Origin of the sequence: Paenibacillus sp. S29, from assembly GCF_049319765.1 — a bacterium.
GTDB classification, from domain to species: domain Bacteria; phylum Bacillota; class Bacilli; order Paenibacillales; family Paenibacillaceae; genus Paenibacillus; species Paenibacillus polymyxa_B.
The window spans coordinates 341128-356132 of the sequence record NZ_JBMOUI010000002.1 but is presented as its reverse complement, the minus strand read 5'-3'; the positions used below and the strand labels follow the sequence as shown (position 1 = coordinate 356132).

The following is a 15005-nucleotide window of genomic DNA, read 5'->3' as shown; positions in this document are numbered from 1 at the left end:
ACGAATATTCGAATTTTGCATCGTTATCCAGAGAAACCAGCTCGATATTTACGATAACCTGCATAGGCCAGCGCCAGCAGAACAATCATGCCGATTGCCAATTCTGCCCGGCGCTCACTTTCACGCGGGATAAATGGCGCCAGGGCAGTGGCGTCTTTTTCACGTCCAAACAAGGCATTAAACGTCGGATTTCCCTGATCCAACGCTCCTCTAATCGCTGAGGCATCTGCATTTTGCTGATCCCCCAATCCTTTGACGTAGGAAATCCATGAATCAGCCCGGACAACTTCACTTGTTCTGCCATGAATCAATGCTGCTGTACGGATCGTCTCATAGTGGTCCTCCAGCACTGCGGCTCCAGCTTTGAAACCCTTCATGTTGCCTTTAGCAAACTGGCTGTTCAAGCCACTAACATCTTCTTTTAAAATCTTATAATACTGCTGCCATAAGGGCTGACGCGGATGTGCAAGCGCATCTGTAGCAAGTCGTAAATTGGCCGCAGCCTTCACCCATTCATCCGGTGATGCTTGGACGGACTGTGTAGCTTGCTGTACCTCAAGGATGCTGCCGGACAAAGCATGAATGGCCTCTACAGATAACGCTGCCTGCACCTGTCCAGTGCCAAACCATCGACTCACTTCGGCTACATCCGCGCGCGCTTTTTCAATGTTCCCGTCCATCACATCTCGGTACAGTATCGCAGCTGCATGATCCAGTTCCTCAATCTCTTTTGTATTTCCTACGGGTTTTGACTGATCACGCGCTTCTGCCACACCTGGAGGGACGCAGACGGACAGCAGCAGGACCATAGATAAAACAACACTCGAAACAATACGTATCATAATTTGAAACGCCTGACCCCTAATCATGGGACATCCCTCCTCACCTTACTGTATGGCAAGGTTACCGAGACTAGAACTTGCTTTAGGACAAATGGTATCCCCCTCAAAATCTGCAACCACAATCGTGTCATATTGAGGTATATACATAAATTTATCTTTAAAAAACGAGATGGCATAGAATAAAACCAGCCATTCACTACTTTCCGCAGCAAAAAGTGAATACGGATTTAATCTAGCACTTTTATTTTTCAGTAAATTTAAATCCGACTGCTCTTCCATGTTCAATTTCTCAACTTTAATGTCTAGGTTGTTTGCGGTTACTTTCCGGTTTAATTGATATTCTTGTGCCAAAACAAACCCGAATTTAGGGTAAAAATTCTTCACACTATCATTTGCGAACAAATACATAACATCACAGTTGCCCTGCCAATCTTCTAATACGCGTTCTAATAAAAACCGGCTCAACCCTTGATTTCTATAGTTGGTATCCGTCATGACAGTTCCGATTTGGATACACTTTCTCATTTCACCCGACAAACAAAAATCCATCAGACTTATAGATACATTAGCCACAACAACCTCCCCATCTAAAAGTACGTAAGGGATATATTTATCATTCCAAAAGCCCAATTGATACCAAGCTTCAAAATCAAAACCAAAGCTTTGTTTAGCTAATTGATTAAAGCTCTTTCTTATTTTATGATCATCACGGATTCCTTTTTTAAATATATATTCTTTTTGGTTTATAACAATGTTCATCTCTATTTCTCCACTTCTACTCCCATTCGATTGCGCGCAAACATGGCAAGCCATGCCGCTATGATACTGACAAGGGTCAGCATATAGGTAAAAGCACGCACTTGCGGTACATCATCCGTTAGCGTCTTCGGAAGATACGGATATATGCCAAATGTATAATCCATCGTATCATTTAACAATGTCCAGAGTGTGGCTAGGCACAAAGCAGTCCATTTGCAGGTGAAAAAACGCACGAACAGCAGTGCTTCGACCGCCATTGCCGTGTGAGATGCCACCAGCATCCAATCCTGCCATATCATATGTCCCCCCTGCGCAACTCCCCAAAAAATAATAGCTGAAGCCCAGATGCCATATTTTACACTCGTGACAACAGCCAACGCCTCGATGATCTGGCGAATGACCTTCAAGCTCTTGAGACGCGGAGAATAGAGCAAAAATGCTATAGAGATCGTAAAAAACAGACTCGCCGTCGGACTATCAGGCACAAATACAATCTGCCACATTGGGTGATAATTTAGTGTATATTCCAACTGCCCCCCATACCATATGTACCCATACACCGTTCCGACCAGATTACACCAGAACAGCAGCCACAAAAAAGGCCGGCTCGTCAAGAACGACCGGCTCCACAAATAAGATAACGACACGTCCTTCATCCTCCGTTCATACGACAGTTGCCTTGTACAGGTCCCATCCTACAAAGACTATATCATATACAAGCGTATCAAAAAAACCTGACCGCCGCTACAGTCAGGTTTGATGATTATAATCTTGAACTAAAGATTCGTCTGAAATCCAACTTAGGATTCCTAAGATTGTACTAACTCATTGCTTTCAGCTCATCCGTAAGATGACGAAAAGCTACTTCATCTCCGGAGGCTAGCGCCTCATCAATATCCTTGTAGAGTTTTTCACTCCGGTGTTTACGTAATGCCTCGTCCAAAACCATTTCAGCAGACAGGCCCAACATTACTTCATAAGTAACCTTCATTTTATCCATAGGATGCACCTCCAACATGAGTTTAAGAGATCCTATATTCTTTTCCTTTCGCCACATAGCTGAGTGCCGTTCGTGACATCCGCTGCAAATCTGCATCTGTCAATTCGCGCACCACTTTGGCAGGTGTACCGAGAGAAAGAGTATAGGGTGGTATTTTGGTGTTTTCCGTAACGACCGACCCTGCTCCTATTAAAGCATATTCACCAAGCTCCGCTCCGTTGAGTACAATGGCCCCCATACCGATTAAAGTGCCTTTGCCTACCGTACAACCGTGGATTATTGCAGCATGACCTACCGAAATATCATCCGCCAGCAACAGGGGCTGATCCGTGTTCACATGTCCCACGACACCGTCCTGAATATTGCAGCGTTCACCGATGATGATAGGCGCCATATCTCCGCGCAGTACGGCATTAAACCATACAGAGGAATCTTGACCGATCGTTACTTTTCCGACAATTTTTGCTCCTTCTGCCATATAGACAGATGAATGGAGCTGTGGCATGTTTCCGTTATAGTGAATCAGCAACAACTTCACCCTCTCATTTTGGGTGAAATTCTATCAACATGTGTGCTGCTTGTCAATGGAGCCGTATGCCCGAGTCGTTCCGCCCAATGCGGCACTCTCCCGCCAACTTCAGTCCCCAGGCCGTCATCTGTACAGATGGTCCCGTCGAATGTTCACCCTGACGAAGCATACCCAAGTGAAGCATCATTCGTATAATCCTCTGATCAAAGACCGAACGGGGCGTATCATAGTAAAACGGTCGAATCAGTGGGCCGATATGTACAAAAAGCGACTCTGAGGACGTCCAGGGTCTGGCACATTCTCCAATCCAGTAGACTAGAGACAGCAAATTAGGAACGGCTCCTTTATACAATCTTAACCAAAACCTGAATAGCTGTATCATTTCTTCCTCAATTGTATGCTCCTGATGCGCTTCTCCCTTTGCCGTCAGCACAACTTGGTCCCCTTTCTCCTCAATGTACTTGGAGTGACGGGCATAATCATAAAGTAGTGCCATTCGGTCTGGATAAAACTTAAAAGAGGAGCCATACCCGAAACGCCATCCTCCCTTACCCAAAAGCGGCTCCGCAATGTGCAAATGTTCCATCAGCTGCTGCTGATTGCGACGATACCAAGATCCCTCGGGATTTAGCGGAACCTCATGCTGCCCCATGTATTGAAGGAAAAGCCGTAAATCCTCTGCCAGCAGATGCCCTTCATCCCGGTACGACGACGGTTCGCTTACCCGGGTCATTCCGTTTTGGAAGTCATGTACCATAACACGTCGAAAGCGCTCCTTCATATCCAACGGAATTTGGAACAAATACCTCGTATTGTGCGTCGAACCGTTGAACAACCAGCCACTAGAACGCAGACGGGTCACAATATCCCTTGGCCGCTCACCAGGATTCTCGTCCTCCTCAACAGACTGTTTGGCTATTGCAATCAATTCCTCCATGCTGAAATACGGTCGGTCATCGAACAGCAACGCGTTCAAAAACCTTACCTCTGACAACCTCAGCTCCTTGACCTGCGTCTCAAAAAAACTACTGCTGCCGAGCTTCGTCAAAATCCCCTGGATCAACTCATGTTTGGAATTAGGTTTACAGTCACAATCGTAATACACCGCGATTCTGTTCAAATGCACAATATCCGCAAATGTCAGCATATCCGCCAGATTCATTGTTCCATCGCCTCGTCACTGGACTGTCATCCGGAATTGATTCTTACCTGTTGTACCCACAGCTTTGACGGATTGTTCAGACTCTAAACCTCTTTTTTTGCAAAGGTATAATTAAAAAACAAAAAAGACCACGACTCCTACGATAAGTAGAAGCCTTGGTCTTTTACTAACTTTTTGAGTTACAGTCACTTTTCTCTTGCAAATGCTTCGTGCAATTATACAAAAGTGGTGCCCAATCCATATCCTCACGCTGGAGTACACTAAGTGACAAATTGCCGATTCGTTCCGTGAATTTTTCCTGATACAGAGCCTTATACAAATTAGCCAAAAAACCGCCGTGGGAAACGACCAGCAGATTCTTGTCCCGATTTTCCGTCCAAATGGCTTCCATAAAAGCTAGCCCGCGAAGCTGAAGATCCGCATCGCTTTCCTGCCCTAGATCCAGCAGATGCCAGTCGACTCCCCACTTCTCTTCACGCTCGGCCTGGGTCATGCCCTCGACCTGACCATAAGCACGTTCTCTTAGTCGATCATCAGGCTCTAACAACGGGAGATGCAGAGCAGAAGCAATAATCTCCCCGGTCTCTTTCGCTCTGGAGAGACTACTTGTAATAAGCCCGTCCCAATGATAAGGCTCTTCCTTTAATCGTTCTGCCAACAAGCGTGCCTGCCGACGCCCTTCCTCATTCAAGGGAATATCACTGTGACCCTGGATTTTCCCTACCGCATTCCAATCCGTCAATCCATGTCTGATCAAGCCAATAAGCATCGTGTCGTTTCCTCCGCTGTTTTGTTATTCAGGCATTGTTATGAATTCATATTGGAGCCCAGCTGTCCTGCTAATTTCTGACCCTTCTCGCCCGATGGATCCAGCCCAGAGAAAATAAAGCAAGCGCAAGTGCCAATACAGACAACAACATCCAGTATTGCGGATAAGTAGGAACAATGCTAGCAACCAGCGGGTCCATAATGCCACTATTCACATCTTTAATGTGGTATTGATATTGTGGAGATGTACTTGTAGTTTCCAACAGTCCTGTCGGTAAAATACCTGTGTCCATGACAGGAGCTGCTTGAGGGGGATTTTCCTGAGAGGAGCTTCCGTTCCAGTTCAAAAACAAGAAGCTACATAAAAATACGGCCAAGAAGCCGGCGATCCATACAGACATATACTTACGGGCTGCTGGGTTCACACGCGCACGTCGATGCTCGCCCGGAACAAGCCACGGTGATTCTTCATAAATTCGATCCATGACTCTGCGATTCATTGCCTCTAGCTTTTCATCTGTTATTTCAAAGGAAATATCACGAATAGCGGACCGATTTTCTTTTGACAAATTCCACTCTTTTTCTTCCGAACCATGCTCCCACCCAGCAGACGAGCTTTTGGCCCGTCTGCGCTCCGAGTCTTGTTTCGATACATTTTTGCCTGTAGCGAACAAATCCTCAGTGTCTCTGGATTTCATTGGCTGCTCATCCCTTCGTTTTCCTCATAGAGAGGCTCAAAAAAATAAGGCTCCAACTGCGTCTTCACACTGGATCTTGCCCGGAAAAGCAATGACTTCACTGCACTGACCGTCTGTCCTAAAATAGTCGCAATCTCCTGATAATCCAATTGCTCATATTCACGCAATATCAGTGCAGATCGCTGCTTCTCAGGCAATCTATTGATCGCTTCACGAACCATTTCTACCTTCTCGCCGCGAAGGACAGCCTGCTCCGGAATTACATCCGATGGAGCTACCGGTACATAACCGCTCTCCTCCAATGGAACCTGACCGCTACGGTGCTTGCGAAGCTCACTTAGCACCGTATTGCGTGCAATCGTATATAACCAAGTGGAAAACGATGCGTCTACCTCGCGAAAAGAGTGCAGGCTCCGATACGCTTTATAAAACGTTTCTGAGCACAAGTCCTCAGCAATCATTTCCAGGTTCGAACTTTTCAGCATATGATAAACAAAAGCTAAAATTTTACGTTGGTGCCGCCTCATTAATTCTGAATAAACCTCAACATTACCTTGTTTGATTTCCTGAATCATCTGGGAATCTGTCATCATCCGAGTGAGACCCTCCTCGCCCATACATGTGCTGTTTTCCCGTTCGATTCTGTCTATATATACCGAACAGGTCAAAAAAAGTTGCGCCCTCTGCGCAAATGGATGAAACAGCATCATGGAACATTTATTATTTTCTTACCCTATGTAGTGCCAACATTAACGGTGCTATCCCCAACAATATTCAACATCCAAAATGGACTTACCCATTGTACCACAAAATGTCCATCAGTAAAAAAGTCCAAAATCCCCACGATTTCTATCAATGCCTCCCTAACGCTGGTACCTGATTCATTTATACAGCTTTTCAGAGGATTTTAAATTTTTTCAAGATTAAATGACAAACCCATTGAAAATATTCTATTCAAATGCACCAATAAGGATAAATACGCAAAAAGAAAACGCTTCAAAAAAATTATTGACAAAATGAAAACGTATACATATAATAAAAGTACAGTATGGTTTCTCTCCACTCCTATCCTACTCAGCTACTTCACTAAAAGTAGCTACCACCCGGGGCTTTACCCGGGTGGTCTTTTTTTATTAGGCGATGTTAAATTCTAATGTTGATATTTGACCATAAGAAAACCGCCTTGGTGAAAAGGCGGTTTATTGTGCTATCGTTCCCGTTAGTTGAGTCCCTTTAATTTGGTTTTGCATTGATTTCCGTTAAAGTTCATTCATCACGATGTCCCACCGAGTTGAAGCAGCTTGCTACCGGCCGCGATGCGGTTAGTCGGTGCGGATGTGTCCCGGCAATCACTTCCTCGTTCCTAGTTTTCGGGACCGAGGGTCACCCAGACCCCGAGTGTGAATGCGGTGTTTATATGATTGATACACACCCGACTTCTTCGAATACTTTCACACTGCTTTTTTTGTTTCTATTTTTTACTCTAGTAATGTATATTTCAGTTAAGTCTTCTTTTAAACGTCACTTATTTATTACCGAGTTGTTCCGCCAAACCGATTAGTAGTCCTTCAATTCCACGAATGTAGCAGAGCCGATACGAGTCCTCGTACTGAACCACTTCGCCAACGATCTGAGCACCATACTTAGTGAGTCTGGATACCATTTCGTCAATGTCTTCAACGGTGAACATGACGCGTAGATAACCGAGGGCATTTACAGGAGCAGTTCGGTGATCGGATATAATAGGTGGGGTGAGAAATCGCGAAAGTTCAAGTCGGCTGTGGCCATCTGGGGTAACCATCATAGCAATCTCTACACACTGTGAACCCAGCCCGGTTACGCGACCAGCCCATTCACCTTCGACAGTAGCTCGCCCTTCGAGCTTCAAGCCAATCTCCTCGAAGAAAGAGATTGCGTCATCAAGGGATTCTACAACGATGCCAACATTGTCCATTCTTAGTAATATGTTTTTTGCCATAATTTTCATCTCCTTATTACCTTAATAAGATCGTTTTATGTAATAAAATTACGTAGATACCCCTTTTCTAAACTCCCAAATCGCACGAACTGGAACCGCCACACCCTTGATTCGGGACTGCAAAAAGTAGATAAGCTCCCGCTTACCGTTATCATCCAATGTACCAGCATGCCTCTTCAGTTCCTTTAAATCCATAGGTAAATCATCTCTGAACAGTGATATTACCCTTATTACAGAACATTAGTTCTTAAGTATCAAATATCAACAATAACATTTAACATAGCCTTTATTTAAAAACAGGAGCTTTAAAAAAGCGGACGAAGAAACCCTTCGTCCGCTCTAAATCTTTTCTACTACTTCACTCCCGGAAAGTGTGTGTTGTTTTATAGGCAATCAGAACATATATTCAGAAAATCCGCAGGCAACAGCGATCGTAAGATCAAATGAGTCGCGGAGCGGTCTCCTTACACAACACACATTTTCCTTTCTAAACCACCACTTTATACCCCATCGAATCCAGCAGAGTCTTGGCACGCTCCCAATCCTGCTCTTGACGGAAGGAAAGCCGCATGATGCCTGGGACATCCTCCCGGCTTTCAATGATTTGCATATTGCTCAGATTAATGCTGTGATTACCGAGTTCCATAGCAATTCGCCCGATAATCCCTGGGGTATCCGGTACATCAATATACAGATCGAACGTGGAGACGATGACTCCTTTGCGACGCTCTGGCAGTTCACTGCGGAAGTGCCCAGCTGTCAAAAACTCGTCAGCGATTCCCTCACCGTCTTGTATTCTCAGTAAATGGGTAAAACGCTCAATCTGTCCGTTCCATTCTTCCAACAGGCCTAGTAAAACTTCACGATTGCTCAGTAAGATGTCCCGCCACACAACCGGATCACTAGAGGCTATCCGTGTAATATCACGGAACCCGCCCGCAGCCAATGTACGGTACAACGGATTTTCATCATTGTGCTTTCGCACCTGATTCACCAGCGCCGCTGCAATAATGTGCGGAAGATGGCTAATCGCACCGACAATATCATCATGCATATCAGGTTGGACACGCACAACATGAGCACTAGTATATTTTAATAAACGTTCCAGTGAACTGTATGCTTCCTCAGGCACACCCTCTGCCGGGGAAAGCACATAATATGCGTTTTCAAATAACAATGCGGAAGCAGCCTTTACACCGGAACGCTCCGAACCGGCCATCGGATGACCACCGATAAAGTAAGCGTTGCGCAAAGAAATTTCTGATGCTTTTTTGGCAATTGCCGATTTCGTGCTGCCTACATCAGTAATAATACAACCCGCTTTAAGCGGTAGCTTGCTTAACAGTTCGAGATAATGCTCCAATAAGCCCACAGGTACGCATAAAAAAATAAAATCGGCATCCTCTGCCGCTTCTTCAACCGAAAGAGTTGCGGTGTCCACGACACCACGGCTTAACATCGGTTCCATCAGTTCAGGGAGATGGGCATGGCCGACAACAGTAATATCCGGCTTCCCTTTAAAACAAAGTGCGAGGGACCCACCAATCAGTCCCACGCCGAAAATGGCAATCTTCATCAATTATCAAATCCCATCTGCGGAAATTATAGGCGTACTTTCGCCGCTTCCGCCCCCAGGACCTGTTCCAGCACACGAATAAACAACTCATTTTGCGGCTGTGATCCAACCGACACCCTAATATATGTCGGATATTTATGATGACCTGCGCGAATAATCACACCTTTACGAAGCAACTCCTGGAATACCTCACCGGATGGACGACGTACATCCAGCATAATAAAATTACCATGTGCTGGGAAAGACTCCAGCCCCAGACGCTTGAGCTCATTTTGCAAATAAGCTCTGCCCTCTGCATTACGATCCCGGCATTCTTGAACAAATTCCTGATCTTCCAAGGCAGCAATGGCCGCAGCCTGCGCTACCCGTGATGTATTAAACGGTTCACGAACCTGATTTATCAAGCGAATGATTGACTCGGCTCCCAAACCATAACCAATGCGCAGCGAAGCAAGCCCATAGATTTTGGAGAAGGTGCGTAGTACAACCAGGTTTTCGTACGCTGGCAACAAACGAATGCCGTCGGGATACGAACGATCCGTCACAAACTCGGCGTAGGCTTCATCCAGAACAACCATGATGTGCTTTGGTACTTGGTCCAAAAACGCAATTAGCTCTGCTTCAGGTACAATCGTGCCCGTCGGGTTATTTGGATTACAGATCCAAATAATTTTTGTACGGTCATTGATGTGAGACAGCATAGCATCCAAATCATGTACACCGTCACGCAAAGGCACCTCAACTGCAACCGCTCCCTCAATTTCCACATTACTTTTGTATACGGAAAATGTCTGATCGGCCATAATGCTTTCTTCCCCGGGAAGGAGGAAAGCACGCGTAATCAACGCAATAATTTCGTCAGATCCGCAGCCATAGATAAACTGTTCCTCTTTTAAACCCGTCCGTTTAGCTAGTGCCTGTGTCAAAGCTACTGCACTTCCGTCAGGATATACACTAATGTTGGCAAACTCCTGCTGAATGGCCTGAAACACTTTGGGAGAGCTACCATACGGATTCTCGTTCGAGGCGAGCTTGATGACTTCATCGAGTCCCAGCTCACGTTTTACGTCTTCAATCGGTTTACCGGGCTGATATACTGGCAAATGTACAATATGCGGTTTAGGTTGCATGCCCCTACCTCCTCTATCCAATCAAAACATATTTATTACTTTCTATTTTGACAGTTACTGCTTTAATTGTGCCACAAAATTATGAATTTGCAAAAGACCTTCTTGCCTGCGCGCAGAATCATTCAGCAATGGAATGGCCTCCTCCACCTGACGTACAATTGCACTGCCGACCACAACTCCATCGCAAATGTTTGAAAACCGGGCTACCTGCTCTTGAGTAGAGATCCCAAAACCGACCGCTACCGGAATATCCGTATGCCGTTTGACCTGCGCGATAAAGCCCTCTATACCTTCAAAAAAGGAAGCTCTTTCCCCAGTTACACCCAGCGAAGATACACAGTATACAAATCCACGGGCCTGACGGACAATTCGTTCGATCCGCTGTTCAGAAGTTGGAGCCACCAGAGGAATCAGATGCACACCCACCTCTGCGGCCCGTCCTCCCAGCTCCTCCGCTTCCTCAAGCGGAAGGTCCGGAATAATCAGACCGCTGATACCGTGCTCCTGCAAGCCTGCAAAGAAAGCATCCATACCCATCTGTAATACAGGGTTATAATACGTGAACAGAATAAAAGGCAGACTTGAACCTGCCGCCCTGGCCAGAGAAGCTGTCTTCATGCACGTGCGAATGGAAATTTGCCGTTTCAGTGCACGCTCAGACGCGCGCTGAATTACAGGACCGTCAGCCAGCGGGTCGGAATAGGGTACACCCAGTTCCAATATGTCAGCTCCGGCCGACTCTAACTGCCGAATGATCTCTATTGTAGTATCCACATCCGGGTCGCCTACCGTCAGAAAAGGGATTAATGCCGTTTTGCCTTCATTTTTAAGGCGACCAAACGCCTGATCAATTAAATTCATGACGGTTTTCCTCCCAAATACTTGATAATGGAGTCCACATCTTTATCCCCGCGTCCAGACAAACAAATAACGATAATATCATCTGCCGTCAACGTAGGTGCCAGCTTGACGACCTGCGCAACAGCATGTGCCGACTCTAATGCAGGAAGTATTCCTTCGGTACGGCAGAGGAGCTGAAGCGCGTCCAGCGCTTCCTGATCCGTGATCGGAACATACTTGGCCCGCTCAATATCTTTCAGGTATGAATGCTCCGGTCCAACACCTGGATAATCTAATCCAGCCGAGATGGAATGCGCAGGTTGCACTTGTCCGTACTCATCCTGAAGCAGATAACTCATAGAGCCTTGGAAGACCCCTTGTGTTCCCTTGGTCATCGTAGCTGCATGGAATTCCGTTTCGACACCTTTTCCAGCGGCCTCCACGCCAATCAATGCGACACCCTGATCCTCAATAAAAGGATAAAACATGCCGATGGCATTGCTTCCGCCACCGATCGCTGCCACGATGACATCCGGAAGTCTGCCTTCCTTCTCTAGGATCTGGCGACGTGTTTCATCACCAATCACGCGTTGGAAGTCCCGCACCATCATCGGATACGGATGTGGGCCGACAGCTGAACCCAAAATATAGAACGTATCATGGACATGGCTGACCCAGTAACGCAAAGCTTCATTCCCTGCATCCTTAAGTGTACGTGTACCTGATGTCACCGGAATGACCTCTGCACCCAAAAGCTGCATCCGAAAGACGTTCAGCTGCTGGCGCACAGTATCCTCTTCGCCCATAAACACCTTGCATTCCAATCCGAGCAACGCAGCCACAGTCGCTGTCGCGACACCATGCTGTCCTGCGCCTGTTTCAGCAATGACCTTCTGTTTCCCCATACGCTTCGCCAGCAATCCCTGAGCTAATGCATTATTGATTTTGTGGGCACCGGTATGATTTAAATCTTCGCGCTTCAAGTAAATTTTAGCTCCGCCCAAATGCTGACTCAGACGCTCCGCATGATAAAGCGGCGTTTCCCGACCAGAATAGTCCTTAAGGAGCCCGTTCAACTCTGCTTTAAACTCGGGATCATCCGCGTACTTACGGTAGGATTCCTCCAATTCAATCAGTGCGTTCATCAACGTTTCCGGTACAAAACGTCCTCCAAATGTTCCAAAACGTCCGTTGTTATCAGGTAATTGTGTCATGCCTGCTTCACCCTTTCCACAAATGCTGTGATTTTTGCAATGTCCTTGACTCCGTTCGTCTCTACACCGCTGGATACATCCAGCCCATGGGGATGATACTCATGAACCAGCTTTTCCGCATTATCGGCAGTCAACCCGCCGGCTACAAACAAAGGAATTCCATATTGATGGGTCCAAGCCTGATAGGCAGGAATTCGATCCCACGCAAACGTTTTTCCGGAGCCGCCGCCATACAGGGGATCGTATGTATCCAGCAATAAAGCGTCAATTGTCCCGACATAGGCATCCAATTCGTCCGCCGAGCGTTCTGTTTGTCCTTGACTGTCCACAGACCATGCCTTGAATACCTGTATACCAAAATGCTCCCTAATCTCCCGACAGCGCTGCGGACTCTCCTGTCCATGCAGCTGTATGACATCCAAGGGTGCTTTCTCCATCACATCATTTAACAGTGCATCACCAGGGTTCACAAATACACCCACGCTGCGCGGTCTGCTGCCTGAGGTCCATTCATCTAATACGCGAAGCAGCTTTCCAGCCTGTACGCCGTCAATCCGGCGCTTACTGTCAGCAAACACAAAACCTATATAATCGACCGGTAAGTTTACCATAGATTTTAGCACTTCAACGCTTTGAAGTCCACAAATTTTTACGCCCGTTTTGTTCATGCTTTAACCCCGTCCATCAATTCGGCTACAGCCTTTCCTACATCTTCCTTGCGCATCAGATGCTCCCCCACCAAGATACCGTGTGCACCTACCGAATGCAGATAATTAACATCTTCCGGTCCCGCAATTCCGCTCTCACTGATGAACGTAACCCCTTTAGGAATTAGCGAGATCAGCTCCTCTGTCGTCTGGAGACGAGTCTCGAATGTCCGCAGATTTCGGTTATTTACACCAATCAAGGTTGCTGTCCCCAGCTCCAGCACCGCTTTAAGCTCCTCACTGTCATGCACCTCTACCAACGCGTCCAGCCCGAGGTCCTTGGCAATCTGTAAAAAAGACCCTAATACACGCGGTTCCAGGATAGCGGCAATCAATAGCACCGCATCCGCTCCCAGCAGACGAGCTTCATATATTTGCCGTTCATCAATGATAAAATCCTTTCGCAGCAGCGGAATCTTCACCTGATCGCGAATTTGCTGTAAATATTCAGGGCTCCCCTGAAAATATGTCACATCTGTCAGTACAGAAATGCAATCCGCTCCTGCTCCCTCATATGCACGTGCAATGTCCACCGGATGGAAATCCGGTCGAATCAGCCCTTTGGATGGGGAAGCCTTCTTCACCTCAGCAATCAGTCCGAGCGGACGATTGCGTTTGCTCGCGATCGCATTTTCGAATCCTCTCGTCGCAGGTAAATCAGCAATTAATCGTTCAGCTTTACTTATTTGAAAATGCTCCTTAAGCTGCTCCACTTCTTGTCGCTTCGTCACCACAATTTTGTCAAGATACATATTGATATTCCCCCGTTGCCTGTATTAATTGATCCAGCTTAGAAAGTGCCAGTCCCGAGTCAATGGCTTCTGCCGCTCGTGCTACTCCGGCCGTCAAGGTAGCCGTTGCACCTGATACATAAATGCACGCTCCTGCATTCGCTAACACAACATCCCGATAAGCTCCATGCTCTCCGTTTAAAATTCGTCGTATGATATCTGCGTTAACCTGTGCGTCGCCGCCCAGCACCTGATCAAGAGAATGCGTCTGCAAGCCCAGATCCGACGGATGAAGCTCGAACGTGTGAACCTTGCCGTCCTTCAGTTCGGATACTCGTGTCGCAGCTGAAATACTAATTTCATCCAGCCCATCCAGACTACTGACAACCATGGCCCGTTCGGAGCCGAGCTGGTTCAATACCTCGGCAATGACTTCCGTTTTGTTGGCGTCATAAATGCCCAACAGCTGCCGATCCGCACCAGCCGGATTCGTCAAAGGACCTAGCATATTGAATACCGTCCGCACACCCAGCTCGCGGCGCGGCGCGGCGGCATGCTTCATAGACGGATGATACAGCTGTGCGAATAAAAAGCAGATGCCGATTCGGTCCAGGCATGACCTAGCCTGATCACTCGTCAAATGAATGTTGACTCCCAATGCCTCCAGGACATCAGCACTCCCGGCACGGCCACTTGCAGAACGATTGCCATGCTTTGCTACCCGTACAGACACCGAAGCTGCGATGATCGCGGATATCGTGGAAATATTAAACTTGTGAATCCCTGAACCTCCGGTTCCACATGTGTCCAGCAGACGACCGCTGCCTTCTTCAGCTTGCACTGGACTAGCGTAGCTACGCATAGCCTCGGCAAAACCAGTGATTTCATCTACCGTTTCCCCTTTGAGGCGAAGAGCCGTCAGCAGCCCGCCAATTTGCGCCTGTGTAGCACTTCCACTCATAATCTGTTCCATTACGCTACGGGCCTCCGTACGCGAAAGGTGCTGTCCCTCAATGATCCGGCTTAACCCCACTTGCATCATGTCATGTCGTTCCATTGTCGTCTCCTCCT

The 15005-nt window shown here is 47.0% G+C and carries 17 protein-coding genes and 1 pseudogene; all 18 read right to left on the bottom strand.

Annotated features, from left to right (window positions below; all coding sequences use genetic code 11):
• Nucleotides 1–23: 23 nt before the first annotated feature.
• A complete protein-coding gene (locus tag ACL9RM_RS04685; RefSeq protein ID WP_250261114.1) occupies nucleotides 24–869 on the bottom strand; it encodes a sporulation protein YpjB in 846 nt (281 codons plus the stop codon).
• 18 nt (nucleotides 870–887) lie between these two features.
• Nucleotides 888–1601 carry a GNAT family N-acetyltransferase gene (locus tag ACL9RM_RS04680; RefSeq protein WP_250261113.1) on the bottom strand — a complete coding sequence of 238 codons (714 nt, stop codon included), beginning with the start codon at nucleotides 1599–1601 and terminating at the stop codon, nucleotides 888–890.
• Between the two features lie 2 nt (nucleotides 1602–1603).
• Nucleotides 1604–2248, bottom strand: coding sequence for a DUF1405 domain-containing protein (locus ACL9RM_RS04675; protein WP_013310701.1), 645 nt, complete (start codon nucleotides 2246–2248; stop codon nucleotides 1604–1606).
• Nucleotides 2249–2421: 173 nt separating this feature from the next.
• Nucleotides 2422–2601, bottom strand: a complete 180-nt coding sequence (locus tag ACL9RM_RS04670) for an IDEAL domain-containing protein (RefSeq protein WP_013371655.1) — start codon at nucleotides 2599–2601, stop codon at nucleotides 2422–2424.
• 22 nt (nucleotides 2602–2623) lie between these two features.
• Nucleotides 2624–3130 carry a gamma carbonic anhydrase family protein gene (locus ACL9RM_RS04665; protein WP_023989153.1) on the bottom strand — a complete coding sequence of 169 codons (507 nt, stop codon included), beginning with the start codon at nucleotides 3128–3130 and terminating at the stop codon, nucleotides 2624–2626.
• Between the two features lie 52 nt (nucleotides 3131–3182).
• A complete protein-coding gene (locus tag ACL9RM_RS04660) occupies nucleotides 3183–4292 on the bottom strand; it encodes a hypothetical protein (RefSeq protein ID WP_250261112.1) in 1110 nt (369 codons plus the stop codon).
• Nucleotides 4293–4458: 166 nt separating this feature from the next.
• Nucleotides 4459–5061: a histidine phosphatase family protein gene (locus ACL9RM_RS04655; RefSeq protein ID WP_068941607.1), complete on the bottom strand. Its 603-nt coding sequence runs from the start codon at nucleotides 5059–5061 to the stop codon at nucleotides 4459–4461.
• 70 nt (nucleotides 5062–5131) lie between these two features.
• Nucleotides 5132–5758: an anti-sigma factor gene (locus tag ACL9RM_RS04650; protein WP_250261111.1), complete on the bottom strand. Its 627-nt coding sequence runs from the start codon at nucleotides 5756–5758 to the stop codon at nucleotides 5132–5134.
• The gene (locus ACL9RM_RS04645; protein WP_172828252.1) at nucleotides 5755–6351 is read right to left on the bottom strand and encodes an RNA polymerase sigma factor; all 597 of its coding nucleotides are present in this window, start codon (nucleotides 6349–6351) and stop codon (nucleotides 5755–5757) included. Before ACL9RM_RS04645 ends, ACL9RM_RS04650 begins: the two co-directional genes overlap by 4 nt.
• A 932-nt stretch (nucleotides 6352–7283) precedes the next feature.
• Complete coding sequence (locus ACL9RM_RS04640; RefSeq protein ID WP_250268698.1) at nucleotides 7284–7736, bottom strand: VOC family protein; 453 nt, start codon at nucleotides 7734–7736, stop codon at nucleotides 7284–7286.
• Nucleotides 7737–7799: 63 nt separating this feature from the next.
• A pseudogene (locus ACL9RM_RS04635) lies at nucleotides 7800–7931 on the bottom strand (IS1595 family transposase); the annotation flags it as partial.
• Between the two features lie 292 nt (nucleotides 7932–8223).
• The gene (locus ACL9RM_RS04630) at nucleotides 8224–9312 is read right to left on the bottom strand and encodes a prephenate dehydrogenase (RefSeq protein WP_250268699.1); all 1089 of its coding nucleotides are present in this window, start codon (nucleotides 9310–9312) and stop codon (nucleotides 8224–8226) included.
• 26 nt (nucleotides 9313–9338) lie between these two features.
• The gene (gene hisC / locus ACL9RM_RS04625; RefSeq protein ID WP_250268700.1) at nucleotides 9339–10442 is read right to left on the bottom strand and encodes a histidinol-phosphate transaminase; all 1104 of its coding nucleotides are present in this window, start codon (nucleotides 10440–10442) and stop codon (nucleotides 9339–9341) included.
• 54 nt (nucleotides 10443–10496) lie between these two features.
• Nucleotides 10497–11303, bottom strand: a complete 807-nt coding sequence (gene trpA / locus ACL9RM_RS04620) for a tryptophan synthase subunit alpha (protein WP_250268701.1) — start codon at nucleotides 11301–11303, stop codon at nucleotides 10497–10499.
• Complete coding sequence (gene trpB, locus ACL9RM_RS04615; protein WP_250261108.1) at nucleotides 11300–12496, bottom strand: tryptophan synthase subunit beta; 1197 nt, start codon at nucleotides 12494–12496, stop codon at nucleotides 11300–11302. Before trpB ends, trpA begins: the two co-directional genes overlap by 4 nt.
• Nucleotides 12493–13164, bottom strand: a complete 672-nt coding sequence (locus ACL9RM_RS04610) for a phosphoribosylanthranilate isomerase (RefSeq protein ID WP_250261107.1) — start codon at nucleotides 13162–13164, stop codon at nucleotides 12493–12495. The genes trpB and ACL9RM_RS04610 overlap by 4 nt, the downstream gene beginning before the upstream one ends.
• The gene (gene trpC, locus ACL9RM_RS04605; RefSeq protein ID WP_250261106.1) at nucleotides 13161–13955 is read right to left on the bottom strand and encodes an indole-3-glycerol phosphate synthase TrpC; all 795 of its coding nucleotides are present in this window, start codon (nucleotides 13953–13955) and stop codon (nucleotides 13161–13163) included. The genes ACL9RM_RS04610 and trpC overlap by 4 nt, the downstream gene beginning before the upstream one ends.
• Nucleotides 13945–14991 carry an anthranilate phosphoribosyltransferase gene (trpD, locus tag ACL9RM_RS04600; RefSeq protein WP_250268702.1) on the bottom strand — a complete coding sequence of 349 codons (1047 nt, stop codon included), beginning with the start codon at nucleotides 14989–14991 and terminating at the stop codon, nucleotides 13945–13947. The genes trpC and trpD overlap by 11 nt, the downstream gene beginning before the upstream one ends.
• Between the last annotated feature and the right edge of the window lie 14 nt (nucleotides 14992–15005).

Coding starts and splice junctions, on each gene's coding strand:
- ACL9RM_RS04640 (WP_250268698.1), bottom strand. CDS start 7,736: ATGGCAAAAAACATATTACTAAGAATGGACAATGTTGGCATCGTTGTA.
- trpC (WP_250261106.1), bottom strand. CDS start 13,955: ATGTATCTTGACAAAATTGTGGTGACGAAGCGACAAGAAGTGGAGCAG.
- trpA (WP_250268701.1), bottom strand. CDS start 11,303: ATGAATTTAATTGATCAGGCGTTTGGTCGCCTTAAAAATGAAGGCAAA.
- ACL9RM_RS04670 (WP_013371655.1), bottom strand. CDS start 2,601: ATGGATAAAATGAAGGTTACTTATGAAGTAATGTTGGGCCTGTCTGCT.
- trpB (WP_250261108.1), bottom strand. CDS start 12,496: ATGACACAATTACCTGATAACAACGGACGTTTTGGAACATTTGGAGGA.
- ACL9RM_RS04660 (WP_250261112.1), bottom strand. CDS start 4,292: ATGAATCTGGCGGATATGCTGACATTTGCGGATATTGTGCATTTGAAC.
- ACL9RM_RS04610 (WP_250261107.1), bottom strand. CDS start 13,164: ATGAACAAAACGGGCGTAAAAATTTGTGGACTTCAAAGCGTTGAAGTG.
- ACL9RM_RS04650 (WP_250261111.1), bottom strand. CDS start 5,758: ATGAAATCCAGAGACACTGAGGATTTGTTCGCTACAGGCAAAAATGTA.
- ACL9RM_RS04680 (WP_250261113.1), bottom strand. CDS start 1,601: ATGAACATTGTTATAAACCAAAAAGAATATATATTTAAAAAAGGAATC.
- trpD (WP_250268702.1), bottom strand. CDS start 14,991: ATGGAACGACATGACATGATGCAAGTGGGGTTAAGCCGGATCATTGAG.
- ACL9RM_RS04655 (WP_068941607.1), bottom strand. CDS start 5,061: ATGCTTATTGGCTTGATCAGACATGGATTGACGGATTGGAATGCGGTA.
- hisC (WP_250268700.1), bottom strand. CDS start 10,442: ATGCAACCTAAACCGCATATTGTACATTTGCCAGTATATCAGCCCGGT.
- ACL9RM_RS04645 (WP_172828252.1), bottom strand. CDS start 6,351: ATGATGACAGATTCCCAGATGATTCAGGAAATCAAACAAGGTAATGTT.
- ACL9RM_RS04630 (WP_250268699.1), bottom strand. CDS start 9,312: ATGAAGATTGCCATTTTCGGCGTGGGACTGATTGGTGGGTCCCTCGCA.
- ACL9RM_RS04685 (WP_250261114.1), bottom strand. CDS start 869: ATGATTAGGGGTCAGGCGTTTCAAATTATGATACGTATTGTTTCGAGT.